Consider the following 22451-nt stretch of genomic DNA (forward strand, 5'->3'; position numbering starts at 1 on the left):
TACCTCGCACTGAGTGGTTGACGGTGGAATCGGCCTTTACAGCTTGGCGATCGACACCTCGGTCGCCTTGACCAGGGCGACGACTTCGACACCGGGCGCGAGGCCCAGGTCCCGCACCGAACGGCTGGTGATCACGGACGTGACGATGCCGGCCGGCGTCTCGATGTCGACTTCCGAGACGACCGGACCGTCGATGATTTCCTTGACCTTGCCGCGGAACTGGTTGCGTACGTTGATGGCCTTGATGCTCATGGTAACTCCTGGGTGGTAGGGTTGGCTGGGACGGAACCGCGGGCGACAACGCTCCCCGCCATCGCGCGGACGGCACTGCCGCATGGCGGCACGAACAAGGCAGGGGAAGACGGTTGGGCAGTGGCGCGCTTGTGGCGCGCCGTGCGGGATCACATGGCTGCCCGACAGTGGCGGCAGCGCTGCATTCGCATGGGTGGAGTGGCTTGGTACGACATCATCTTGTGTCCCCTTGGCGATTCCGGTTGTGACAATTCACCAGCCAAGAGTAAAGAGTGCCTTGCAAAATAAGAACTAATCGTTTTGCCGATGTTTATATGATTATTGAATAAGACTGGGCCGCCAGAATGGCAAGCACGGCGGCGCGGCCGGCCGCCGTGTGGTCAGCGCACTACGTTATTGACCGCTTGCCAACGGCTTCAGCGCCGCCGTGATCGTCAGCACGGCCGGACCAAGCAGTACGACCAGCAGGGCCGGGAAGATGAAGAAGATCAGCGGGAACAGCAGCTTCGTTGCGATCTTGGCGGCTTGCTCCTCCACGATCTGGCGGCGCCGGGTGCGCAGCTGCTCCGATTGCACCCGCAGCGCCACGCCGATGCTGGTGCCGAAACGATCGGCCTGGATCAGCATTTTCACCAGCGCGTCGACGTCTTCCACGCCGGTGCGCAGTGCCAGGTTGCGCAGCGCCTTGTCCTTGGCGCTGCCGGCCCGCAGCTCGAGCGTGACCAGCTGCAGTTCCTCGGCCAGCACCGGGCTTTTCAGGCCGATTTCCGCGCCCACCCGGGCCAACGCGGCGTCCATCGCCAGGCCGGCCTCCACGCACACCGTCATCAGGTCCAGCGCATCGGGGAAGCTTTCGAAGATCTCGCGCTGGCGCAGGGCGACGCGGCGCTTCAGCAGGAAGTCCGGCAGGTAGTAGCCGCAGGCCGCCGCCAGCACCAGCCACAGGATCGTCATGCTGGCCGGGCGCGACGGGTCCTGGCGCAGCACGACGTACAACAGCAGCGGCAGGCCGACCGTCAGGGCCGTTTTCCCGGCATGGAACAGGCCAGGCGTGGAGGGCGCGCGCCAGCCGGCATTGATGAAGCGCAGCCGCACGGGCGAGCTTTCCCACCCTTCGGCCGGCACCGACAGCTTGGCCAACGGCTCGGCCCATTGCGCCAGGCGCGCCAGCCAGCTGCCATGACTGGGCTTGCGCGCCTCGCGCTCGTCCAATGCGGTCAGGCGGCCCTTGACGGGGTCGCGCGTCAACAGCAGCAGCGCCAGCGCGGCGATACCGAAGATCACGATGAACAGGGCCGCCAGGATCAACAGCTGGGAAATGGTCATGGTCATCACTCCTTATACGCGCAGGCGCACCAGCTTGCGGATGACCAGCACGCCCAGCACCATCATCGTGGCCGCGCCGCCCAGCAGCTTGCGGCCGGCGGGATCGGTCAACAGCACGCCCATCGTCTCCGGGCTGGCCAGGTACATCATGGCGCCGGCGCCGAACGGCAGCAGGCACAATACCCATGCCGACATGCGGCCCTCGGCCGACAGCACGCGCACCTGGCCCAAGAGCTTATGCCGGTCGCGCACGATCGCGCTGATCGATGCCAGCAGCTCCGTCAGGTTGCCGCCCGTCTCGCGCTGGATCAGCACCGCGACGACGAAGTACTGCAGGTCCATGCTGGGCACGCGCTGCGCCAGGTTGTTCAGCGCGTCCCCCATCGCCACACCGAAATTGACCTCGTCGAACGCCGCCTTGAATTCCTCGCCCAGCGGTGCGTCGATCTCGTCGCCCACCAGCTTCAACGCGGTGGGAAAGGCGTGGCCGGCGCGCATGGCGCGACTCATCATGTCCAGCGCTTCCGGCAGCTGGCGCTCGAACCTGGCCAGGCGCGCCGTCTTGGCGCGCGCCAGGTGCAGCAGCGGCAAGCCGCCGGCTGCGATCCCGGCCAGCAGCAGCATCAGGCCGGGCAGGTCCAGCCAGGCCCCCAGCAACAGTCCAAGCACGAACAGGCCGGCACAGATGCCCAGCAGGCGCGCCAGCATATAGCCGGCGCCGGCCTGCAGCAGCATGCGGTCAAGCTTGCGCGTGCCGGGCAGGCGGCGCAGCAGCACGTCGATATCGGGGTTGGCGCTGAGGCGGCGCTCCTTGACGATGGTGACGTCCGACGCCTTGGCCTCGCCGCCGATGACGCCACGCAGCCGGCGCGCCACCCGCTCCGCTTCCGGGCTGCGGTGCGTGCTCCAGCCGACGTAGATGCCCCATACCAGCAGCATGACGGCGGCGAAGATCAGCAGGATAAACAGCAGGAACGTCGTGTCCATCGCTGCCTCAACGGGGCTCGAAGATCTGCGCCGGCAAGTTGATGCCGAAGGTGCGCAGGCGCTCGGCAAACTTCGGCCGCACGCCGCTGGCGCTGAAGTGGCCCAGCACCGTGCCGTCGTCGGCTACGCCGGTCTGCTTGTAGGCGAAGATTTCCTGCATCGTGATGACCTCGCCCTCCATGCCCGTCACTTCCGAAATCGACAGCACCTTGCGCTTGCCGTCCGTCAGGCGCGAGACCTGTACGACGACGCCGACGGCGGAGCTGATCTGCTGGCGGATCGCGCGCGCCGGCAAGGTGGCGGCGGCCATCGTGACCATGTTCTCCAGGCGCGTCAGCGCGTCGCGCGGCGTGTTGGCGTGGATCGTCGCCATCGAGCCCTCGTGGCCCGTGTTCATCGCACCCAGCATGTCCATCGCCTCGGCGCCGCGCACCTCGCCCAGGATGATGCGGTCGGGCCGCATCCGCAGCGCGTTGCGCACCAGCGCGCGCTGCGTCACCTCGCCCTTGCCTTCGATGTTTTCCGGCCGGGTCTCCAGGCGCACCACGTGCGGCTGCTGCAGCTGCAGCTCGGCCGCGTCTTCCACCGTGACGATCCGCTCGCTCTGGTTGATGAAGCCGGAGATCACGTTCAGCATCGTCGTCTTGCCGCTGCCGGTGCCGCCGGAGATCAGGATGTTGACCTTGGCCTTGCCCAGGCCCTGCAGCACCTCGGCCATGTCCGCCGTCACGCTGCCATACGAAACCAGGTCGGCCAGGCGCAGCGGATCGGCCGAAAAGCGCCGGATCGACATCACCGGGCCGTCGATCGCCAGCGGCGGGATGATCGCGTTGACGCGCGAGCCGTCCGGCAGGCGCGCATCGACCATCGGGCTCGATTCGTCGATGCGGCGGCCCACGCGCGAGACGATCTTGTCGATGATCTTCATCAGGTGGGCGTCGTCGGTAAACGTCACGTCGGTCAGTTCCAGCTTGCCGCGCCGCTCGACGTAGACCTGCTTGTGCGTGTTGACGAGGATGTCGGAAACGGTCGGGTCTTCCAGCAGCGGCTCCAGGGGTCCGAAGCCCAGCATCTCGTTCTGGATGTCGCGCGTCAGCGTCTTGCGCTCGGCGTCGTTGATGACGACCATCTCTTCTTCCAGCAGCCGCTCGACCAGGAGGCGCAGCTCCTGGCGGATCTGGTCCGGCGTCAGGCGCTGCATGCTCTCCAGGTCGACGCGGTCCAGCAGCGCCTCGTGGATGCGGCTTTTGAGCTGGTGATAGGCGCGGTTGTCGATCGGGCCGCGCTGGGCGGTCGGGCGCGGCGTGCCGCTGGACAGGCGCTCGCGCAGGGAAGCAGATGGCATGTTCATCGTGGGTCTCGTTCGGTCAGGCGGCGCGGCGCTTGAACAGGCGGGTCATCAGGCTGGCCGCTTCCTGCGGCGCCGCTTCGCCCGTCAGGCCGCGCGCCATCTCCTGCAGGGCGGCGCTCAAGGGGCTGTCCGGCATCAGGCGCGTGACGGGCACGCCCTGGTTGACGGACTTCGCCGCCGCGTCGTAATGGTTCGGCATCGTGCGCAGGATCGTCGTGTCGAACGCCTCTTCCAGGTCGCGCAGGCGGATGTCGCTGTTCTTGTCGTGGCGGTTGACGATCAGCTCGACCTTGTCCTTGCCGTAGTCGAGGTTGCGGAACACCGTCAACAGGCGCTTGCCGTCGCGGATGTACGGCAGCGTCATCTGCAGCACCGGATAGATCGTGTCCGCATGATCGAGCGCGCGGATGCTGACCGGGTCCAGGCTGCGGCCCACGTCCAGCACGATGAAATCGTACTGGCGCCGCGCCAGCTTGACGATGGCGTCGATGTGCTCGGGCTTGACGTCGCTGGCGTGGGCCGGGTCGGACGGTGCCGCCAGCACGCTGTAGTTCGGCGTGACGGCCACCATGCTCGAGGCCAGGAACGACGGGTCGAGGCGGTGGATCTGCGAGGCTACGTCCGACAGGGTCGCCAGCGGCTTGATGTCGGAAACGAACAGCGAGGCGTCGCCGAACTGCAGGTTCATGTCGATCAGCGCGACGCGCTTGCTGCCGCCGGCCGACAGCGCGTAGGCCAGGTTGGTGGCCAGGAAGGTCGAGCCGCTGCCGCCCTTGCACGAAATGAAGGCCAGCACCTTGCCGTTGGCGCCGCCCTGGTTGCCCAGCTTCTCGGCGATGCGGTCGAGCGCCTGCGCCAGCGCCGCGGCGGACGGCGCGGAGGGCAGCACCTCGCGCACGCCGGCGCGCATGGCGCGCAGCAGGAACTCCTGCGACTGGTCGCCCGAGAGCACGATGAAGGCCATGCGCGGGAACAGGTGGCCGAGGCGTTCGAGCTGGTCCAGCTCACCGTCATCGACGCGCGGCTGGTCGACCACCAGCACATCCGGCACGGCGTCGTCGGCCAAGGTGGTCAGGCGCGACGGGCTGCCGGCGATCATGTCGACTTCGTCGGCACCGGGGCGGTTGCGCAAGGTGCGCGCCAGCTCGATCAGGTGGCGGTCGTCGCGGGACAGGACGGCGATTTTCACGGTGTTCTCCTTACTTCTTGCCGAACGTGGGGCTGTCCGCCTGCGCCGTCGGCGCCGCGTACGAGCGCTCGTAACGCGCCTGGGCGGCGACGGCCGCCACGCCGTCCATGCCGGTGGCGGCGTGTGGCTTGGGCGGGATGATCTGGCTGGCCATCAGGGCCTTCACGGTGTCGCCGGATGCAGTGCGGGTGGGCGCGGCGCAGCCGCCGAGCGTGGCCAGCAGGATGAGGACGAGGACACGGGTCATGGCTTGGTCTTTTTAGGATCGGATTGCTCGAAACCTTCATGGCTGCCGCCGATGAAGAACACGCCCCTCGTGGGCTGGATGTAATCGTCGGTCGGCAGGCGCGGCTTGTCCTGCAGCGGCTTGGCCAGGTGCGGCGTGACGATGAAGACCAGTTCCGTGCGGTCGTTCTGGAAGTCGCTGCTGCGGAACAGCGTGCCCAGCACCGGCACGTCACCCAGGAACGGGAAGCGCTTGATATTGCTGGTGACGTTGTTGCGGATCAGGCCACCGATGGCGAAGCTCTGGCCGTCCTGCAGCTGCACCGTGGTGGTGGCGCGGCGCGTGGTGAACGCCGGCAGGATCGCGGTGGCGGCGTTGGTGCCGCCCGTCGTCGCGATGCCGATGCCTTCGCGGTTCAGCTCCGACACCTCCGGCGCCACGCGCAGGTTGATGCGCCCGCCCGCCAGCACGGTGGGCGTGAATTTCACCGCGACGCCGTATTCCTTTTCCTCCAGCGTGATGGCACCACCGCTGGACAGCGAATTCTGCGCGACCGGAATGAAGATCTTGCCGCCGGCCAGGAAGCTCGCCTCCTGCCCGCTGATGGCCATCACCGTCGGCTCGGCCAGGATCTTGACCAGGCCATCGCGCTTCTCGCCGTCGATGGTGACGCGACCCACGCTGTTGGCCAGCACGCCCAGTGAGCCGCTGCCGCCCGACAGCAGGCTCGAGACGATGCCATAGGTGCCGCTGCTGCCCTGGCTGACGCGCGACAGGCTGGCGCCCAGCTGGTCCACCAGCGACTTCGAGATCTCGGCGATCTTTACCTCCAGCATGACCTGCTGGGGCGCGGCCACCTGCAGCATGTTCATTACCTTGGCCGCCGCCGCCGGCGCCGGTGCGGCCGCCGCCGCGGGCTGGCCGACGCCGCTCGCGGGTGGCGTGCCGGCACCCGCGCTCGCGGCCGCCGTGGCGCTGTCCTGGAACGACGTCGCCAGCGCCACCAGCTGGGCGGCGACGACGGAATCGCTGACCATGCCGGACAACACCACGGCATTGCCGGAGCTGCCCACGCGCAGGTCCTTCTCGGTCGGGAACAGCTGGGCGAACTGCTCGCGCAGCGCGGCCGTGTCGAGCTTGACCTCGATGTCGAACACCGTCGAGTGGCCTTCCTTGTTGGCGACGATCAGGTTGGTGGAACCGACGCTGCGCGCCACCAGCACGATCTCGCTGGCGTTGGGCACGACCACGTTGGCCACTTCCGGCGCGCCCACGGTCACTTGCGACGCGGGCGAGCAGAAACGCTTCAGCATGGATTTGCCGCGTACCAGTTCGAGCCGGCCGGTGGCGCCGCCTTTGAGGTCGATGCAGTCGCGCGCGGGGGCGGCGACGACGGTCGCGCAGGCGGTCGCCAGCGCACAGGCGAGGGCGGTTTTTGAAGTCAACAGCGTCATGGCGTGGCCTTGGAATTGAACGATTGCGGTGCGGCGTCAAGGCCGCGGATGACCATTACGCCCTCCTGGGCGCGTACTGCCGGTGCGGCAGGCCGGGCAGCCGGTGCGGCAATGGGCGGCGCGGCCGGTGCCGGCGCGGCCTTGACCGGCGGCAGGCCCAGGACCGACTCGCGCGTGGCGCCGGCGGTGTTGGCCGGCTGCGGATCGACCTGGTTGCGCAGCACCAGCGACAGCGAACCGATGCTGCGTGCCAGGTCCAGCTTTTCAACCTGGTCGGGCGTGAGCTCCAGCGTGACGGCATTGACCACCTTCGGCTTGGTGTCGTCACGGTTCGATTCCTGCGCCACCGCCAGCACGAGGATGCGCTCCAACACGATCTTCGAGATTGACTGCTCGCGCGTGGCCATGTCGCCGCCGCTGGCTTGCAGGTTGACCAGGATGTCGACGTAGTTGCCGGGCAGGGCGAAGCCGGCCACGCCGACGACGTCGTTGACGCGCACCGTCATCGCGCGCTTGCCGGCCGCGACCACGGCGGACAGGCCGCCGGTGGTGCCAGGCGGCGCCAGCTTGGCTTCCAGCACCGGTTCGCCGCGGCCGATGTCGCTGCGGGTAACGCGGTTCTCCAGCTGTTTCAGGTCGGAGACAGCGCCCGGCGGCAGGGAGCCGGCCGGCCAGTCGATCAGCTGCACATTGTCCTTGCTCAGGCGCGCGCCCTGGCCGATGTCGGTGGCGGCGATCGCCACCTTGGTGCCGGCCGCGGCACCCTGTTCGGTCATCCACTTGGCGGCCACCAGCACCGCGGCCAGCGCCAGGAACAGGGCCACGCCGATGATCAGCAGTGAGCGTGAGTTACGCATCAATCGTTCTCCATCCAGCCGCGTTCGCGGCGATCCACATCAAGACCGCCATGCTGGCTACCGGCGGCAAAGTAGTTGTCCCATGCCCAGTCCAGCGTGCGACGGCTCAGTTCTGGGGCGCGGTCCTCGTAGCGCGCCAGGTCGCGCAGCTGGCGCACCAGGTCGCGCGGGTGGCAGGCCAGCAGCGGCACGTTGCGCTGGCGGTGGCAGTCGAGCAGGTAGGCGAACGCGTCGGCGTCGAACGGCACGCCGGCCTGGGCGCAGGCCTGGCGGAACAGCACGCCGTATTCGTCGGTGGTCGCTGGTGGCACCTCGATCTTGTAGCCCAGCCGGCGCAGGAAGGCCCCGTCGGACAGGCGGTGCGGCACGAAGTTCGACGAGAACACCACGATCACGTCGAACGGCACCTGGAAGGTGTGACCGGTATGCAGCGTCAGGTAGTCGACGTTGCGGTCCATCGGCACGATCCAGCGGTTCATCAGCGCCTCGGGGGAGCAGCGCTGGCGCCCCAGGTCGTCGATGATGAAGATGCCGTTGTTCGACTTCAGGTGCGGCGGCGCCTGGTACAGGCGGGTGTGCGGGTCGAAGCGCAGGTCCAGCATGTCCAGCGTCAGCTCGCCGCCGGCCAGCGCGGCGGGACGGCGCACGCCACGCACCCAGCGCATGTCGGTGGCCGTGCCGCGGTCGAAGCCGGACGTGATCGTCACCGGTTCCGCGGCCGGCTGGTGCTGCACGGTGTCGAAGAACGGAATCACTTCGCCGTCCACCATCAGGGCGTACGGCACGGCGATGGCGCCGGACAGCAGGTCGCGCAGGCGTTCGGCGAGATACGTCTTGCCGCTGCCGGCCAGGCCGTGCAGAAACAGCGCGCGGCCGGAATTCATCGCCGCGCCCAGCTGCGCCAGCACGCGCGGGTTGACGACGGTGCCGTCGAACACCTCGCCCATGCGCGTGCGCGTGACGTGCACGTTGGCCACGCTCTGCGCCTGCACCTGCGTGGTGTAGGCCGCCAGCGTGACGGGCGCCGGGCCGGCGTAGGCATTGCGTGCCAGCGCCGTGGCGGCACGCAGGCGGCCCGATTCCGTCAGCAGATAGTTGATGTCGGCATCGGTGCCGCTGCTGCCCAGGCGCACCAGGTCGCACAGCTTCTCGGCGCGCAGGAAGGCGATCAGCGGATCGATCACGCTGACATTGAGTTTCAGGTGCGAGGCCAGTTCCGGCAGGCGCATCTGGCCGCGCTGGTACAGCACCTTGGCCACCAGTTCGGCCAGGAACAGGAAGGGCAAGCCCGTGTCCTCGACGGTACGCGGCGCGCGGGTGTCGGCCGGCGCGGTAAAGATGTCGTTCACAGCGGCAGCTCCCCGACCAGGTGCAGCCAGGCGACGCAGGCGCCCGTGCCACCGGCGATCGCCACGGCATAAGGCAGGCGGCCGCTGGCTGCGGCGGGCAGCGCGATGCCGTCGCTCAGCTGCGTCAGGCCGGCGTGCAGCATGGTCTGGTAGGTATTGTTCAATACGCGGCGCAGGCTGCCCTGCCAGGCGGCCACGGCCAGCGCCAGCACGCCGCCGGCAAGCAAGGTGGCGATGCCCACGGTGAGAATCTGGCCGGCGCCAACGAAGGCACCCACCATGGCCAGCAGCTTGACGTCGCCGGCGCCCATCAGGCGCAACGCGTACATGGGCATCAGGAAGGCCAGGCCGAGGGCCCAGCCGCCCAGCGAAGACAGCAGTCCCAGGCTGCCCATCGGCGTGCCGAACAGGCCCTCTCCGGCCGGCAGCAGCGCATGCAGGGCCAGCGCCAGCACGGCGCCCGGAAACACGATGGCATTCGGAATGCGGCGCGCGCGCAGGTCGTGCCAGACCGCGAGGGCCAGCAGTACGCACAGCAGCAGCAGGGGGAGCAGTGTCACGGGGAACTCCGGAAAAATAAAAATCCGGAACGGGCGGGCCCGGTTCCGGATTGGGGCGCGCCGTTGAGGGCGCGCCGCTGGGACCTTAGGCGGTCGGGGCGGTGCCGGCGATTGCCTTCTTCAGGTTTTCGAAGATTTTGTTGATGTCGCCGCCCAGCGCCTTCACAGCGACGCCGATCACTGCCGCGATCAGGGATGCGATCAGTGCATATTCGATAGCGGTCACGCCGTCTTCTTCGCGGATAAAGTTTTTGATGAAGTTCATTGAGGTCCTTTGTGTTGGGTGGTGAGTCGATTGGCTATGCGCTCGTCCATGCGGCCAGTACCGCGATGAAGCCGACGACAACGACCAGGAGACTCAGCACCACGTGCGGCATCGTCGAACTTCCCGTGCGTTCGTACTGCTGCTGATCCGGGAAATCTTCTTTGTCGTACACGTGCGCTCCTGTTCTTGTCGCGCCGCATGAAGGAATGCGCAGCGCATGAACAGCATCGTACGCACCGGCCCCGTCTTGCACATCCGTCAAAGCTCCCCTTTTGCCTGGGACCTTGTGCCCGTGCGGCATGGGACATATGTCCTACGCCAGAGCCCGTGTCCCGTTTTGGTGACTGACACCGCGGTGGGACACGGGCCCGGCTGTATCACGTGCCGAGGTTGTGACGGGTGGCGTAGACGTACAGTTCCAGACGGTTCGCCACGTTCAGTTTTTGATAGATCGCCGTCAGGTGGTTGCGCAGCGTGCGCTCGGAGATGAAGGCGCGTTCGGCCAGCTCCTTGTTCAGCGCGCCCTTGCCCTGCACGATCATGCCGATCACTTCGCGTTCGCGCGCCGTCAGCGCCGCGATGCGCTGCGCTTCCGGGTCGGCCTTCGGCACCGGCGCGACGATCTGGCCCAGCAGCGCCTGCATCAGCGACTGGTCCAGCCACAGCTCGCCGCCATGCACCTTGCGCACCGCGGCCAGCACGTCCTCCGTGGCCGCTTCCTTGCTGACGACACCGCGCGCACCCAGCTTGACGGCGGCCGTCAGGGTGGCCTGGTCGCGGTTGGCGGACAGGATCACGGCGCGCGTGACGCCGTTCGACAGCAGCGTCGGCAGGATTTCCAGCGAGCTGCTGCCTTTCAAATCCAGGTCGAGCAGGATCACGTCCGGTTTCAAGGTGGCGCACAGGCTGGTGGCTTCTTCCGGCGTGCTGGCGCTGCCGACCAGGGTCAGCGCCGGGGCCTCGGCCTGGATCAGGCGCTCGAGGCCCCACAGCATGGTCTTGTGGTCGTCCACCAGCATGATGCGGATCGTCATGGTCTCTCTATTTTCGAATCAGATGGGAATACGGATGCGCAGCAGGGTCTGCTGCGCGGTCGGTTGCACGGCGAGCGAGCCGCCCAGCGCCTGCACCCGTTCGGCGATCGACAGCGGCAGGAACGATGCCGCCGCGCCGCGCCCGTCGGTGGGATTGGCGACGTCGATCGCCAGCAGGCCGGCGTCCTGCGCCAGCCGCACGTCGGCCGTGCGCGCGCGGGTGTGCTTGCGGATATTGCTGATGCCCTCGGTGACGATCTGGAACACCTCGGCCGCCATGCGGTCGCTGATCGTCAGCACGCCCTCGTGCGCCACCGCCACGTCCAGGTCATAGAACGAGCGCACCTGCGCGGCCTGGCGGCGCAGCGCGATCAGCAGTTCCGGTTCTTCCTGGCGGCCGTTGCGGAAGCTCTTGGCAAACTGGCGCATGTCGCCGATCACTTCCGTGCACATCGACAGCAGCCGGTCCAGGTCCGCCGCGACCACGTTGTCGTCGCCGGCCTGCTGGCGGATCGCGGCCACCGCGTGGCGCAGGCCGATATACGGCTGGATTGTGCTGTCGTGCAAGTCACGGGCGATCTTCTGGCGCTCGCGCAAGGCGGCGTCGGAGGCCAGCCGGTCCAACAGGTCGATCGTCTCGATGACGGGGAAGGCCTGCTGCACGATATGGTTCAGGAAAGTGGCATCGGGCCGGCGCAGCCGCTCGCCCGATGTGACGAAGATGCGGCCGGCACCCTTGCGCAGCGGCAGCGCGGCGCTGATGAACCAGCCGGTATCGAGCAAGTCGGCGATGCCGCTGCAGCCGGCCGGGTCGATATCGCGCCATGCGCCGTCGGCCGTCACCACCTGGGCACTGACGATATCGTACGGCACCAGTGCGCGCGTGACCCCGCGGTACAGCACGGTGACCCCGGGTGCGAAATCGAGCAGCGGCTGGACGGTCGCGTCCGACACGTTGTTGTGGCTGATCGCCCGACCCGTGGCCGGATGGTGCACCGTATTCAAGACCCAGCGCCCGTTGGCGTCCTGCATCAGCAGCACGCAGGTGGCGCCGCCGTAGAACAGCAGGATTTTCTCCATCAGCGAATCGAGCGTGTGCTGCACGCCGAAGCGTGGATTGGACAGCCGGCTGACGTCGCGCAGCAGCGCCAGCCGGCGGCGCTGGTCGACGGCGAGCCCGCCCCAGAACGCGATCATGTAGCCCAGCGCCAGCACGAACGTGATGCGCAACAACAGCAGCTGGACGTTTTCCAGGCCGTGCGCCGCCAATACCGCGGCGGCGAGCGTGGCCGCCGAGCCCAGCGTCATCCGCGCCCCCGCGTCAAAGCCGCGCCGGAACGACGTGGCCAGGATGGCAAAGAAGAAGAACGTGAAGAACGGGCTGCGCGCACCACCTGTGGCGAACGTCATCAAGCCATACCAGCCCACGTCCACCCAGTAGATGACGGGGCCGTGCCAGAAGCCGGCGCGCGAGCGCGCCACGCTCAGCAAGACAACGCTGTGCAAGGCATACACGTCGAACACCAGCCAGGCCCATGGACTGAACAGGCGCACCCCATCGCGCGCCACATACAAGGTCAGCAGCGCCGAAATCGCCAGCAGCAGGCGCATGCCGAACACCATCGTGGCCTCGGCATCGGGGGTCGTGGGCAACGCGCGCGTCGGCACGATGGCTTGAAACCAACGCATCGTTGTTCCAGACCGACACCGGCGGTAGATCGCAGTTGCAGCGCGTTTTAAAAGCATACAGCAAGGTTTGTTGCCATGTAGAATGTCAACATCTTACTGCATGTCCTGTACAAAACGCTCTAATGTTGTCTTAACGATGATACCTTCGGTTACCCGCCGTCAGTCCGGCGCCACAGTCGTCGAAATGGCGATCGTTGCCCCCGTGTTCCTCCTGGTACTGCTGGCGCTGGTCGAACTGAGCCTGATGTTTTTCACAACGTTGACGATGCAATACGCCGTGCGGGAAGGCGCCCGCTACGCGGTGACGGGACAGACCAATCTCGACCCCAACACGGGCAGCCAGCAGCGTTACGCGGCCGTCATCGCCAAGATGAAGGACAGCTCGCTGGGCATGTACGACAAGCTCAAGCCGACCATTTCCGTCAACGGCACGTCCTACTCGAGCAGCGACTACAGCAACGGCATGTTCGGCGCCCCCGGCAGCATCATCGTCATCACGCTCGACTGCAGCTGGACGGTGACCACGCCGCTGCTGGGGCGGTTTTTCAGCGACGGCAAGTACAAATTCGCCGTCGCCGCCACCATGCGCAACGAGTTCTTCCCATGATGAAGCGCCAGCGCGGCATTGCCGCCGTCGAATTCGCCCTGCTGCTGCCTTTCCTGCTGTTCCTGCTGTTCGGCGTGATCGACGGCGCCCGCGCGCTGCAGGCCAACATCATCGTCGTCAACCTGAGCCGTGAAGGCGCCAACCTGGTCTCCCGCGGCAATATCCAGCTGGAGACGAACAGCCAGGACATCATTTATGCGCTCATGGCCAGCGCGCCGCCGCTGAACGTGAACCAGCGCGGCATGATGATCATCACCCGCGTGATGGGCGTCAAGACGAGCAGCGGCACGCGCAGCGTGGTGCTGGACCAGTACCGCTGGGACGATCCGGCCCGCGGCCTCGGCTACGGCACCAGCAAGTATGCGCCCGCCAGCCGGGTGTACCAGTGCGGCGGCTGGACGGGGCCCCGCTGCAGCGCCATCAATGCGACCGCGCGGCCCGGCGTCAATATCATGAGCGGCCAGCTCGACGACGGCGAAGTGATCCACGTCGTCGAAACGTTTTACAAGTACGACATGCTGCTGACGGGCTTCTCGATCGGCGCGCTGGCCTTGCCCACCCTCGGGCCCGACCTGTATTCGATGACGATCTTCTGATGATGCGAGCCAACCTACACCGCCAGCGCGGCGCCGTTGCGATCATGGTGGCCATTGCGCTGCTGCTGTTGCTGTCCGTGGTCGGGCTCGTGCTCGATGCGGGGCTGGGTTATATGGTCAAGGCACGCTTGAATGCCGCGGTCGATTCGGCGGCGGTGGCCGCCGCCCGCGCGGTCACTAACGGTAACGACAAGGCGGCCCAGGAACGCAGCGCGCAGACGGCGGCAGCGGAATTCTTTGCCGCGAATATTCCGGATGGTTACCTGCTGTCGCATCCCAAGCTGCTCTCCACCAATGTGCAGTTCAACGGAGGTACGGTGACGATTGATGTGCGGGCGGAGGCGCCGATGAAGGTGTCGCTGATGGGCGTGTTGGGCTTTACTGACATGACGCCGACGGCCAGTGCGCAGACGATTCGTCGGGATCTGGATATGGTTTTCGTAGTCGATGATTCTGGCTCGCTGTGGACAATGGGACAGGAGGTCCGTGCTGCGGCCAAAAGCTTCCTTAACAAATTCAACGTGACGCAGGATCGGGTTGGCCTAGTCCACTTCGGCAGTGGCGCGGAGGTCGACAATCCCATTAACACATCGGCGCGAGGCTTCGATCGCATGTCCATGTTCAGCAAGATCGATGGGTACACATTCGGAGGGACCACCTCCGCCGTGGAGGGCATGTGGCACGCTCGCGATCAGCTGAAAAAAATCCCGGACAACGCGCGATCGAGCTTACGTGTCATTGTGTTTTTCTCGGATGGCGTGCCGAACGGATTTGGAGCGTATTTTCCGTTCTATTATCCGAGTGGCTGCCCGTACCCCGGCGTTATAACGTGGCAACCTGACCACGCTAGACCGACCGGTCTTTATTGGCTCAATGAAAGTACCGCCAACCCCATAGGCGGTGGTTGCGAAGTGATATCGCAGAATTACTGGGCAATCAAAAACCTGCCGGACTGGTACAACGCACACAATCCGCAAAGCAAACCTAACGACCCTGCCGGCCTGGAGTTCCGTATCGTCACCGACAAGCCACGGTCCGTTACCTCTTCTTTGACTCAAGTGAACGTTGGTCGCGCGGCTCGCAATCTTGCCGAGGCGGTTGCGGAAAAAGCGCGCGAGGAAGGCACTTACGTCTTCACCTTAGGGATGGGCAGCGAACTGAAAAAGACCGTGGACGGCGAAATCGGCGAAAACGTCCTGAAATGCATGGCCAACGTCGCCGACGGCCCGGCGCGCTGCTACAACCCGAACAAGCCGGTCGGCATGTACTGCTACGCCGCGACCGAAGCCGATCTGACGCCGTGCTTCTCGCGCCTCGCCTCGGCCATCCTGCGCATCTCGAAATAAGCACCGGCGCGCCTGCTCCGTCGCGCTTTGCATAGACTGGCCCTCCAATCAACGAGGAGGCCCTATGCAGCCAGCAGCCCAGCGGAGCCAGCCATGAAAGCCGCCATCGTCAACGCCCCCGGCGGCCTCGAGCGCATCGCACTGCGCGACTTGCCCGACCCCGGCCAGCCCGGCCCCGGCCAGGTTCGCGTGGCCGTGCACGCCACGTCCCTGAACTACCACGACTTACTGGTCGCCAATGGCGCCATCCCGACCCGCGACGGCCGCGTGCTGATGTCGGACGGCGCCGGTGTCGTCGAGGCGGTCGGCAGCGGCGTGACGGAATTCCGGCCGGGCGACCATGTCGTCTCCTGTTTCTTTCCGCAATGGGCCGACGGCGCGGCGCACGATCTCGTCGGCAACTTCGCCGGCACGCCGGGCGACGGCATCGACGGCTTTGCCGTCCAGTTCGCCGTGCGGCCAGCCAGCGCGTTCACCCTGGCACCGCGGGGCTGGAGCCATGCCGAGGCCGCCACGATCACCACGGCCGGGCTGACGGCCTGGCGCGCGCTGATCGCGGATGGCCGCCTGAAGGCGGGCGACACCGTGCTGACCCTGGGCACCGGCGGCGTCTCGATCGCCGCGCTGCAGATCGCCAAGATGATGGGGGCAATCGTCATCGTCACGTCGTCGTCGAACGACAAGCTGGAGCGCGCCCGCGCGTTGGGCGCGGATCACTGCATCAACTACCGCCAGCAGCCGGACTGGGGCCGCCACGTGCGCGAACTGACGGGCGGCAAGGGCGCCGACCACATCGTCGAGGTCGGTGGTCCGGGCACGCTGGCGCAATCGATCGAGGCGGTCCGCGTGGGCGGCCATATCTCGCTGATCGGTGTGCTGACGGGCCGCCAGGGCGACGTGCCGACCTCCGTGCTGATGGCGCGCCAGGCCCGGCTGCAAGGCCTGATCGTTGGCAGCCGGCGCCAGCAGCAGGACTACGTGGCCGCGCTGACGCAGGCCGGCCTGCGTCCCGTGATCGACCGCACGTTCACGCTGGACCGGCTGGCCGACGCGTTCCGGCTGCAGCAGGCCGGCAGCCACTTCGGCAAAATTTGCGTGGCCTGGTAAGCCGTGCATTGTTGCGGGTTTGCTACATAAACCTTCCCGGTTACAACTTTATCGCCCGGCTCGCGCCGTTCCGGCGTCCGGCCGAACAGTGGCACGACCGTGCTTTTCGTTCGCTCAGCAGGTAGGCGCTGGCAATCGCCAAACTGCGCGTGGAAACGTTTGACTGATCAATAATGTGAGCGAAACGCCCTGGAACGTCGAATAAAGTTCGTTTCTTGCGTGCCGCGCGTCCGCGCAGGCGGCGCTGGCACGTGGTCCTGTCACAAGCCTGTCATATCGATTTCGATATCGAAAATCCGAAAAATTTGATTGGAATGGTAATAGCCGCGTCAATACCATGGGGCACTAGTCGGGCCCTGGCCGCGACGACCAGCATTCAAACCAATCAAAAAACATCGGAGACAGGATGAAAACGACCGACATCGGGCGGCATGACGCAACTCGACCATTGAAAATGAAGCTGACGGTCGCCGCCCTGGCAGGCGCAGGCCTGCTCAGCAGTGCTTCCATCTGGGCGCAGGATGCCCAGGCCGTGGCCGACAAGGAAGCGGCGGCCCCCGCGCCGATGAACGCGGTGGTCGTCACCGGCGTGCGCCGCGCGGCGCAAAGCGCCCAGGCCATCAAGAAAAATTCCGACGAGGTGATCGACTCCATCGTGGCCGAGGAAGCCGGTAAATTCCCGGACAAGAACGTGGCCGAGATCCTGGGCCGCGTCACCGGCGTGCAGATCCGCCGTTCCGGCGGCGAGGCGAGCGACGTCATCATCCGCGGCCTGCCAGGCCTGACCACCTTGCTGAACGGCCGCGAAATCTACACGTCCAACAACCGCAACCTGCACCTGGCCGACATCCCGACGACCATGCTGCAGCGTATCGACGTCTACAAGACGCAGGGCGCCGAGATGGTCGAAGGCGGCACCGCCGGGGTGATCGACGTGCGCACGGCGCGTCCGTTCGACTTCAAGGGTTTTTCCAGCAGCGTAGCGGGCCGCGTGGAGAATCGCGACAAGTCCAAGACCAACGATCCGAACGTGTCCGGCATGCTGTCGAACCGCTGGAAGGGCAGCTACGGCGAATTCGGCGCGCTGCTGGGCTTGTCGTACCAAAAGGGCCATTACCAGGACGAGATCACGTGGAACTCGCCGCCGTCGCAAACGGTGCCGAGCGACCCGAGCATCACCGGCCCCGTCGACCTGGGCCACTCCAGCGTGCAAGGCGTGCGCGAACGCTACTCCGCCAACTGGGCCCTGCAATGGCGTCCCGTGCGCGAGGTGGAACTGTACGCCGAAGGCTGGTCGACCCGCATCGACCACGACCGCCAGTCGCAGTTCTTCATCGGCACCTTGATGCTGCCGGCCTACCAGACGCAGTACACGCTGTTCCCCGGCACGAAGCAGATCGACACGGCCACCTCCACCGGCGACCTGTTCGCGCTCAGCTCCAACCAGGCCCCGCGCGACGATTCCGAAAGCCACCAGGGCGCCATCGGCGCGCGCTGGGACGTGACGCCGGCCCTGCGCGTGACCAGCGAATTCTCGCGCGTCTCCAGTCACTGGCAGCAGGAGTTCCCCATCATGGAGATGAACGCACACCCGCGCACGATCGTGGGCTCGACCTATGTCAACGGCGGCGCCCGCTTCGACTACCCGGGCTACAACATGATGGACCCGAACAATTACACGCTGGGCGCCCTGATCGACAACTGGCAGGAGTCGCGCGGCCAGTCGAATGACTGGCGGGCCGATGCCACCTACAATTTCGGCGACGAAAACCTGTTCCGCGAAGCGAGCGTCGGCATCCGCGTCGCCCAGCGCAAGGCCGCCTACCAGCACGAGAGCCAGAATTTCGTGCCGAATCCCGGTAACCTGCCGGCCGTCAGTTCGGTGCCCGGACTGGTTTGTCCGTCGATGCCGTTTGCCGGCGACTATGGCATGAACCGCTGGCTGGTCGTCTGCGATGAATACCAGCACGCCAATATCGATGCGGTCCGCAAGATGTACGGTCGCGACGGCAAGACCGCGCCGGACCCATACTCGATGTACACCAACAGCGAAGACACCACCGCGTTCTACGGCAAGACCCGCTTCGGCTTCGACGCGGGCAGCGTCAAGTTCGACGGCACGGCCGGCGTGCGTGTGGTCAAGACGAAACTGGACGTCAACGGCTTCAGCCTGATCGACAACCAGCAGGTGGCCGTCAATCGCAAGACGTCGGACACCGACGTCCTGCCCAGCCTGACCCTGAAAGCCTTCCTGACCGACAACCTGATCGGCCGCTTCAACGCCAGCAAATCGATCCAGCGCCCGGCCTTCGGCGATTTCAATCCTGGCATCTCGCTGGGAGCGACGCCCGACGGCCTGGGCATCTACGGCGGCAACGGCGGCAACCCGGACCTGAAGCCGATCACCGGCAAGAACGCCGACGTGGCGCTGGAGTGGTATTTCGCGCCGACCGGCAGCCTGACGGCCACCGTGTTCAAGCACAAGTTCGAGAACTATGTGGTGCGTTCGCTGGCGCTGGAAACCATCGGCGGCCGCCAGTACCGCATGGACCGTCCGCGCAACCTGAACGACGGCCAGCTGGAAGGCGTGGAGATCGGCTACCGCCAGTTCTACGACTTCCTGCCGGGCTGGTTGGGCGGATTCGGCCTGGAAGCGAACTACACGTACATGAAAGGCCACCTGGTCGATGGCGGCAAGGAAGTGCCGTTCCAGGGCATGTCGAAGAACGCCTACAACATCAACGTGCTGTACGAGCGCGGAGCGTGGTCCGGCCGTCTGGCGTACAACTACCGCAGCAAGTTCGTCGACACGTTCAACTACCGCACCATCGCCGCGCCGATCGGCCCGATCGACCTGATCGTCGATCCGATCGAGACGGTGGACGCGTCGATCTCGTACAAGATCAACGACAACATGGGCATCACCTTGGACGTGGAGAACCTGAACGACCGCACCTACAACGACTACCACGGCATCCCCAGCAACCCACGCGACATCCGCCGCTACGATCGGGTGATCGGGTTGTCGCTGCGGTGGAAGATGTAAGTCGTTTTTCCCGCTGCAAGACGCGCGCCGCTGGCGCGCGTTTTTTTTTGGCGCGGCGATTTTATCGAAAAAGCCACTCAGCCGTTAGCCAGGCTAGGAATCCGGCCTGACCCGGCCTATTGTGAATAAAACGAGCAAGCGATAACAAGCACAAACGGGGGGATGCGATGAAACGACTACTTCGGTATTCGAAAGGCGCCGTGCTGCCTGCGTGCGGCGCGCTGTTGGCCCTCGCGGGCTGTGGCCGCGCCGAAAGCGAACCTGCGCCACCGCCCGCGGCCCCCCTCCCCATCGAAACTTCCGGCCCGAGCGGCGGGCCATCGGACGTGGCCGGCGAATGGGCGACAAGGCGCACCGACCGCTGGTTGACGCCCGAGCTGGACAGCTTCAAGCGCACGCTCGACAGCGTCGACGACAAAGTCGAGCTGACCGGCGACGAAGTCGATTGAACGCCCTGCCAGTCCCAACTTCCATCGGAGGAAGCCATGACCTGCAAATCGCTTGCCGTTCGTCTTGTCTGCGCGTTGAGCATGCTGCTGGCATGCGCCGCCGCGCCGGCGACCGTGTGTCGCAATCCCTACATCGATGGCATGGAGACGGTCATCGACCGCACCAAGACGCTGCTGGGACCCGATACCACCGACATCCGCCGCATCAGGCTGTTCATCTCGTCCGACGAGGGCGTGCCGTTCGTGCAGTCGAATTTTCGTTCGGCCAATCCCGACAAGCCTGGCGAGTTCTCGGACTATCCCACCAAGATACGCGACAAGGGAGTGGACAGCATCGAAAGCGCGCTGCTCAACATCATATTCTGGGGCACGCCGCCGGACAACGCCGATGCCATCGTCCGCGAAGCGCTCGATCATGCCGAGATCTTCGTCGACAGCAAGGCGTTCGACCAGAGCGGCCGCCTGCATCTCACGGTCGAACGTGACATCAAGGTCAGGCTGGCGGCCAAAGGCCAGCCGGTGACGACGGGGGAACTCAAGCTGCTGCACCTGAAGAAGCCGCCACCCGCGCTGACGGAGGTGATCAGCGGCTGCTGCGTGCGGGGACGACCGCCCGGCCACGGCACGCGCATCATGGCCAGCCTGAAGGAGCGGCCGTTCAAGACCGACGATTTCACCTTCTTTTCGATGGTCGTGGATTCGGGGACGACCGCCACCATCATGGCGCTGCCGGCGCTGCGCAGCGCGACGGACCGGATCGGTACCCTGCCCGAACGCTGGGCCGATCGCCTGGACACGGCGCTGACCAGATCGGCCGGCAAGAACCTGGTGGTGATGGGCCATATCGAAGGCAAGGACGTGGTGGTCACGAACGCCAGGCAGGAAGTTCTGTACTCGATTCCCATCGCGCAGTTGCGCGCCAAGGCGCGCGAGCACAACGTCGACCTGCTGCTGCTCGGCTGCGACACGGCCGCGTTCATCGAGCGTGAAACAGCGGGCCTGGGCATCGCGGGCCTGTTCAATACCGCGGCGGCCGCACGCAAGCTGGAAGCGGCCCTGACAAACAGCAGCAGCGTCGCCGATGTCGTGACCAACATGGCCTCGACGGATTTCGTCTTCGTCGCCTATGAGGAAAAGGGTGGCTACGGCTATGCCGGCGCCAGCGTCTTCGCCAAGGTCGCCGGCGAAAGCCATACGGCGCGGATTTTCCGGCTGCTCGCCTTGCGCAAGAAAGGACAATGACATGGGCACACATCGCGGCGCGCCTCCCATCAACGAAGTGGCCAGCTTCCTGCTGCAGTACGACCCGCAGGCCGCCGACCAGTTGCGGGCGCAAGGACCGCAGTTCAACGAACTGCTGCAATTCGGCGTGGCGGCCGGCGTCGACGACCGCCCGGCCGTATCGGCCGAGATGATCGCGCGCTGCGAGATCCTGAAGGTCGCGCTGACCAGTGCGCACGAGCGCTCCACGCAGCGGTCGCGCTTTCTGCAAGCGAAGCTGGTACTGGTCAGGCAGCGGCGCTTCCAGGCGCTGGTCGCCACGTCGGCGGGGTCGGCAATCGCATCGGTTTCCGCCATCGTCGGCGGCGACCTGGTGACCGTGATCGCCAGCCTGCTGGCATTGGTCGCCAGTATCCTGAACGGCATGGTCGAGACGCTGGTGCTGGGCAGGAAAGGCGACGAGGCGGAGGTGGCCAACCTGGTCAAATCGCTCGAGAGCACCGGGCTGTTTGCCGAAGTGACGGTGCGCTATCTCGCGGCGGTCAAGGAAGGCAATTATCCGGAAGCGGAGACGGCGGCGCTGATCAAGGAGGCCAATCACCAATTTGCCCAACTGGTGGAAACACTGGCCACGGCCGCCGCCTATTTTCCCGCATCGGCCGAGCAGGCCCCGGTGGCGCAGCCCGCCGTCAGCCTCGGCTAGCGGAGCGGCGCCCGTCGGCCTCTTGCCCGCTGCGTTCAGCCATGCGCCCGGCGCCGCCGCCCGAGCGCCAGCATGCCCGCGAGACCCACGGCCAGCATCCCGAACGATGCCGGTTCCGGCACGGCCGTGATGGTGGCCGTCGTGGCCGGGGTCCAGTCCCACGTATAGTCGTAGCGGAAGCCGAAGCTACTCTGGTAGAACGATTTATGGCTCTCGCCCGTCACGATGGACTGCATGGTGAAGTCGAAGCCGTTGTTGTTGATGTAGCGCGCGGAAAACGTCGGCAACGCGCCCGGCGTCCAGGTGAAGATGTCGACGCAATGAATGATGTTGCAGCTGCCGGAGTACGCGATGCGGTTCGAGTCGAGCGCAAGCAGTTCGTCCAGCGAATATGAGCCGTTGTGGTCGAGGTCGTCCACGGTAAAGGTGACGTGCAAGGTGCGGTCCGGCTCGAACACACCGTCATGCACGGCCTGGAAGCCGCGGTAGGTGATTTCGTAGCTTTGCGGTGCCGCATGGGCGGTGGCGGCAGCGGCGGCAAGCACGGCCGCGCTCATCAGTTTTTTCAGCATAGCATCCTCAATTTACGTTAATAAACAAGAACTTCAGGCTATCGTGGAGACTGGCGAGCGCGAGATTAGCACGACCATTGGTTGCCTGAACGATACCGAATGTATGTTTTTTGTAACCGCATTGCCGAGCTTTATTGACTATTGCCGGGATAAATCGGCCTTGGCAGCATGTCGCGCTGACGCGCCCTGCGGTGACGGCAATGCCACAGCTGTTGACCCGACAACAAGTGTCGCGCTGCCGCAACGGCGCCGCCCGTCAACGCCG

Annotated in this window: 23 protein-coding genes; 8 read left to right on the forward strand and 15 right to left on the reverse strand. The window is 65.9% G+C overall.

Features of this window, described 5'->3' with window-relative positions; all coding sequences use genetic code 11:
* Window positions 1-36: 36 nt before the first annotated feature.
* The 14 genes from E7V67_027015 to E7V67_027080 form a co-directional block, all read right to left on the reverse strand.
* On the reverse strand, window positions 37-252 hold the full coding sequence (locus E7V67_027015) for a TOBE domain-containing protein (protein WUR13291.1): 216 nt from the start codon (window positions 250-252) through the stop codon (window positions 37-39).
* Between the two features lie 393 nt (window positions 253-645).
* Complete coding sequence (locus E7V67_027020) at window positions 646-1578, reverse strand: type II secretion system F family protein (protein WUR13292.1); 933 nt, start codon at window positions 1576-1578, stop codon at window positions 646-648.
* Window positions 1579-1590: 12 nt separating this feature from the next.
* Window positions 1591-2565, reverse strand: a complete 975-nt coding sequence (locus E7V67_027025; GenBank protein ID WUR13293.1) for a type II secretion system F family protein — start codon at window positions 2563-2565, stop codon at window positions 1591-1593.
* Between the two features lie 7 nt (window positions 2566-2572).
* On the reverse strand, window positions 2573-3916 hold the full coding sequence (locus tag E7V67_027030) for a CpaF family protein (protein WUR13294.1): 1344 nt from the start codon (window positions 3914-3916) through the stop codon (window positions 2573-2575).
* A 16-nt stretch (window positions 3917-3932) separates the two neighbouring features.
* Window positions 3933-5105 carry an AAA family ATPase gene (locus E7V67_027035; protein WUR13295.1) on the reverse strand — a complete coding sequence of 391 codons (1173 nt, stop codon included), beginning with the start codon at window positions 5103-5105 and terminating at the stop codon, window positions 3933-3935.
* A gap of 10 nt (window positions 5106-5115) precedes the next feature.
* A complete protein-coding gene (locus tag E7V67_027040) occupies window positions 5116-5352 on the reverse strand; it encodes a hypothetical protein (GenBank protein ID WUR13296.1) in 237 nt (78 codons plus the stop codon).
* The gene (locus tag E7V67_027045) at window positions 5349-6785 is read right to left on the reverse strand and encodes a type II and III secretion system protein family protein (protein ID WUR13297.1); all 1437 of its coding nucleotides are present in this window, start codon (window positions 6783-6785) and stop codon (window positions 5349-5351) included. Before E7V67_027045 ends, E7V67_027040 begins: the two co-directional genes overlap by 4 nt.
* Window positions 6782-7642 (reverse strand): Flp pilus assembly protein CpaB, encoded by an 861-nt coding sequence (gene cpaB, locus E7V67_027050; GenBank protein WUR13298.1) that lies wholly within the window; start codon window positions 7640-7642, stop codon window positions 6782-6784. Before cpaB ends, E7V67_027045 begins: the two co-directional genes overlap by 4 nt.
* Window positions 7642-8991 carry an ATP-binding protein gene (locus E7V67_027055; GenBank protein WUR13299.1) on the reverse strand — a complete coding sequence of 450 codons (1350 nt, stop codon included), beginning with the start codon at window positions 8989-8991 and terminating at the stop codon, window positions 7642-7644. The genes cpaB and E7V67_027055 overlap by 1 nt, the downstream gene beginning before the upstream one ends.
* Entirely contained in the window at window positions 8988-9551 is a 564-nt protein-coding gene (locus E7V67_027060) for a prepilin peptidase (GenBank protein WUR13300.1), read from the reverse strand. The genes E7V67_027055 and E7V67_027060 overlap by 4 nt, the downstream gene beginning before the upstream one ends.
* 85 nt (window positions 9552-9636) lie before the next feature.
* On the reverse strand, window positions 9637-9816 hold the full coding sequence (locus E7V67_027065; protein ID WUR13301.1) for a Flp family type IVb pilin: 180 nt from the start codon (window positions 9814-9816) through the stop codon (window positions 9637-9639).
* A gap of 34 nt (window positions 9817-9850) precedes the next feature.
* The gene (locus tag E7V67_027070) at window positions 9851-9988 is read right to left on the reverse strand and encodes a hypothetical protein (GenBank protein ID WUR13302.1); all 138 of its coding nucleotides are present in this window, start codon (window positions 9986-9988) and stop codon (window positions 9851-9853) included.
* A gap of 205 nt (window positions 9989-10193) precedes the next feature.
* Window positions 10194-10850: a response regulator transcription factor gene (locus E7V67_027075; GenBank protein WUR13303.1), complete on the reverse strand. Its 657-nt coding sequence runs from the start codon at window positions 10848-10850 to the stop codon at window positions 10194-10196.
* A gap of 18 nt (window positions 10851-10868) precedes the next feature.
* Entirely contained in the window at window positions 10869-12539 is a 1671-nt protein-coding gene (locus tag E7V67_027080; protein WUR13304.1) for a histidine kinase, read from the reverse strand.
* Between the two features lie 136 nt (window positions 12540-12675).
* On the opposite strand from E7V67_027080, the gene E7V67_027085 reads away from it, so the two are divergent.
* The 8 genes from E7V67_027085 to E7V67_027120 all read left to right on the forward strand — a co-directional run bounded on the left by E7V67_027085 (window position 12676) and on the right by E7V67_027120 (window position 21614).
* Window positions 12676-13146: a pilus assembly protein gene (locus E7V67_027085; GenBank protein ID WUR13305.1), complete on the forward strand. Its 471-nt coding sequence runs from the start codon at window positions 12676-12678 to the stop codon at window positions 13144-13146.
* Window positions 13143-13742 carry a TadE/TadG family type IV pilus assembly protein gene (locus E7V67_027090; protein ID WUR13306.1) on the forward strand — a complete coding sequence of 200 codons (600 nt, stop codon included), beginning with the start codon at window positions 13143-13145 and terminating at the stop codon, window positions 13740-13742. The genes E7V67_027085 and E7V67_027090 overlap by 4 nt, the downstream gene beginning before the upstream one ends.
* The gene (locus E7V67_027095; protein WUR13307.1) at window positions 13742-15088 is read left to right on the forward strand and encodes a vWA domain-containing protein; all 1347 of its coding nucleotides are present in this window, start codon (window positions 13742-13744) and stop codon (window positions 15086-15088) included. The genes E7V67_027090 and E7V67_027095 overlap by 1 nt, the downstream gene beginning before the upstream one ends.
* Window positions 15089-15181: 93 nt before the next feature.
* The gene (locus E7V67_027100) at window positions 15182-16195 is read left to right on the forward strand and encodes an NAD(P)-dependent alcohol dehydrogenase (protein ID WUR13308.1); all 1014 of its coding nucleotides are present in this window, start codon (window positions 15182-15184) and stop codon (window positions 16193-16195) included.
* A 406-nt stretch (window positions 16196-16601) separates the two neighbouring features.
* Window positions 16602-19241 carry a TonB-dependent receptor gene (locus tag E7V67_027105; protein ID WUR13309.1) on the forward strand — a complete coding sequence of 880 codons (2640 nt, stop codon included), beginning with the start codon at window positions 16602-16604 and terminating at the stop codon, window positions 19239-19241.
* Window positions 19242-19408: 167 nt separating this feature from the next.
* Window positions 19409-19690 carry a hypothetical protein gene (locus E7V67_027110; protein WUR13310.1) on the forward strand — a complete coding sequence of 94 codons (282 nt, stop codon included), beginning with the start codon at window positions 19409-19411 and terminating at the stop codon, window positions 19688-19690.
* A 36-nt stretch (window positions 19691-19726) separates the two neighbouring features.
* Window positions 19727-20932 carry a hypothetical protein gene (locus E7V67_027115; GenBank protein WUR13311.1) on the forward strand — a complete coding sequence of 402 codons (1206 nt, stop codon included), beginning with the start codon at window positions 19727-19729 and terminating at the stop codon, window positions 20930-20932.
* Window position 20933: 1 nt separating this feature from the next.
* Complete coding sequence (locus E7V67_027120) at window positions 20934-21614, forward strand: hypothetical protein (protein WUR13312.1); 681 nt, start codon at window positions 20934-20936, stop codon at window positions 21612-21614.
* Window positions 21615-21649: 35 nt separating this feature from the next.
* On the opposite strand, the gene E7V67_027125 is transcribed toward E7V67_027120, so the two are convergent.
* Window positions 21650-22186 carry a VPLPA-CTERM sorting domain-containing protein gene (locus E7V67_027125; GenBank protein ID WUR13313.1) on the reverse strand — a complete coding sequence of 179 codons (537 nt, stop codon included), beginning with the start codon at window positions 22184-22186 and terminating at the stop codon, window positions 21650-21652.
* Window positions 22187-22451: the final 265 nt, after the last annotated feature.

Source organism: [Empedobacter] haloabium (assembly GCA_008011715.2).
Lineage (GTDB): Bacteria > Pseudomonadota > Gammaproteobacteria > Burkholderiales > Burkholderiaceae_D > Rugamonas > Rugamonas haloabia.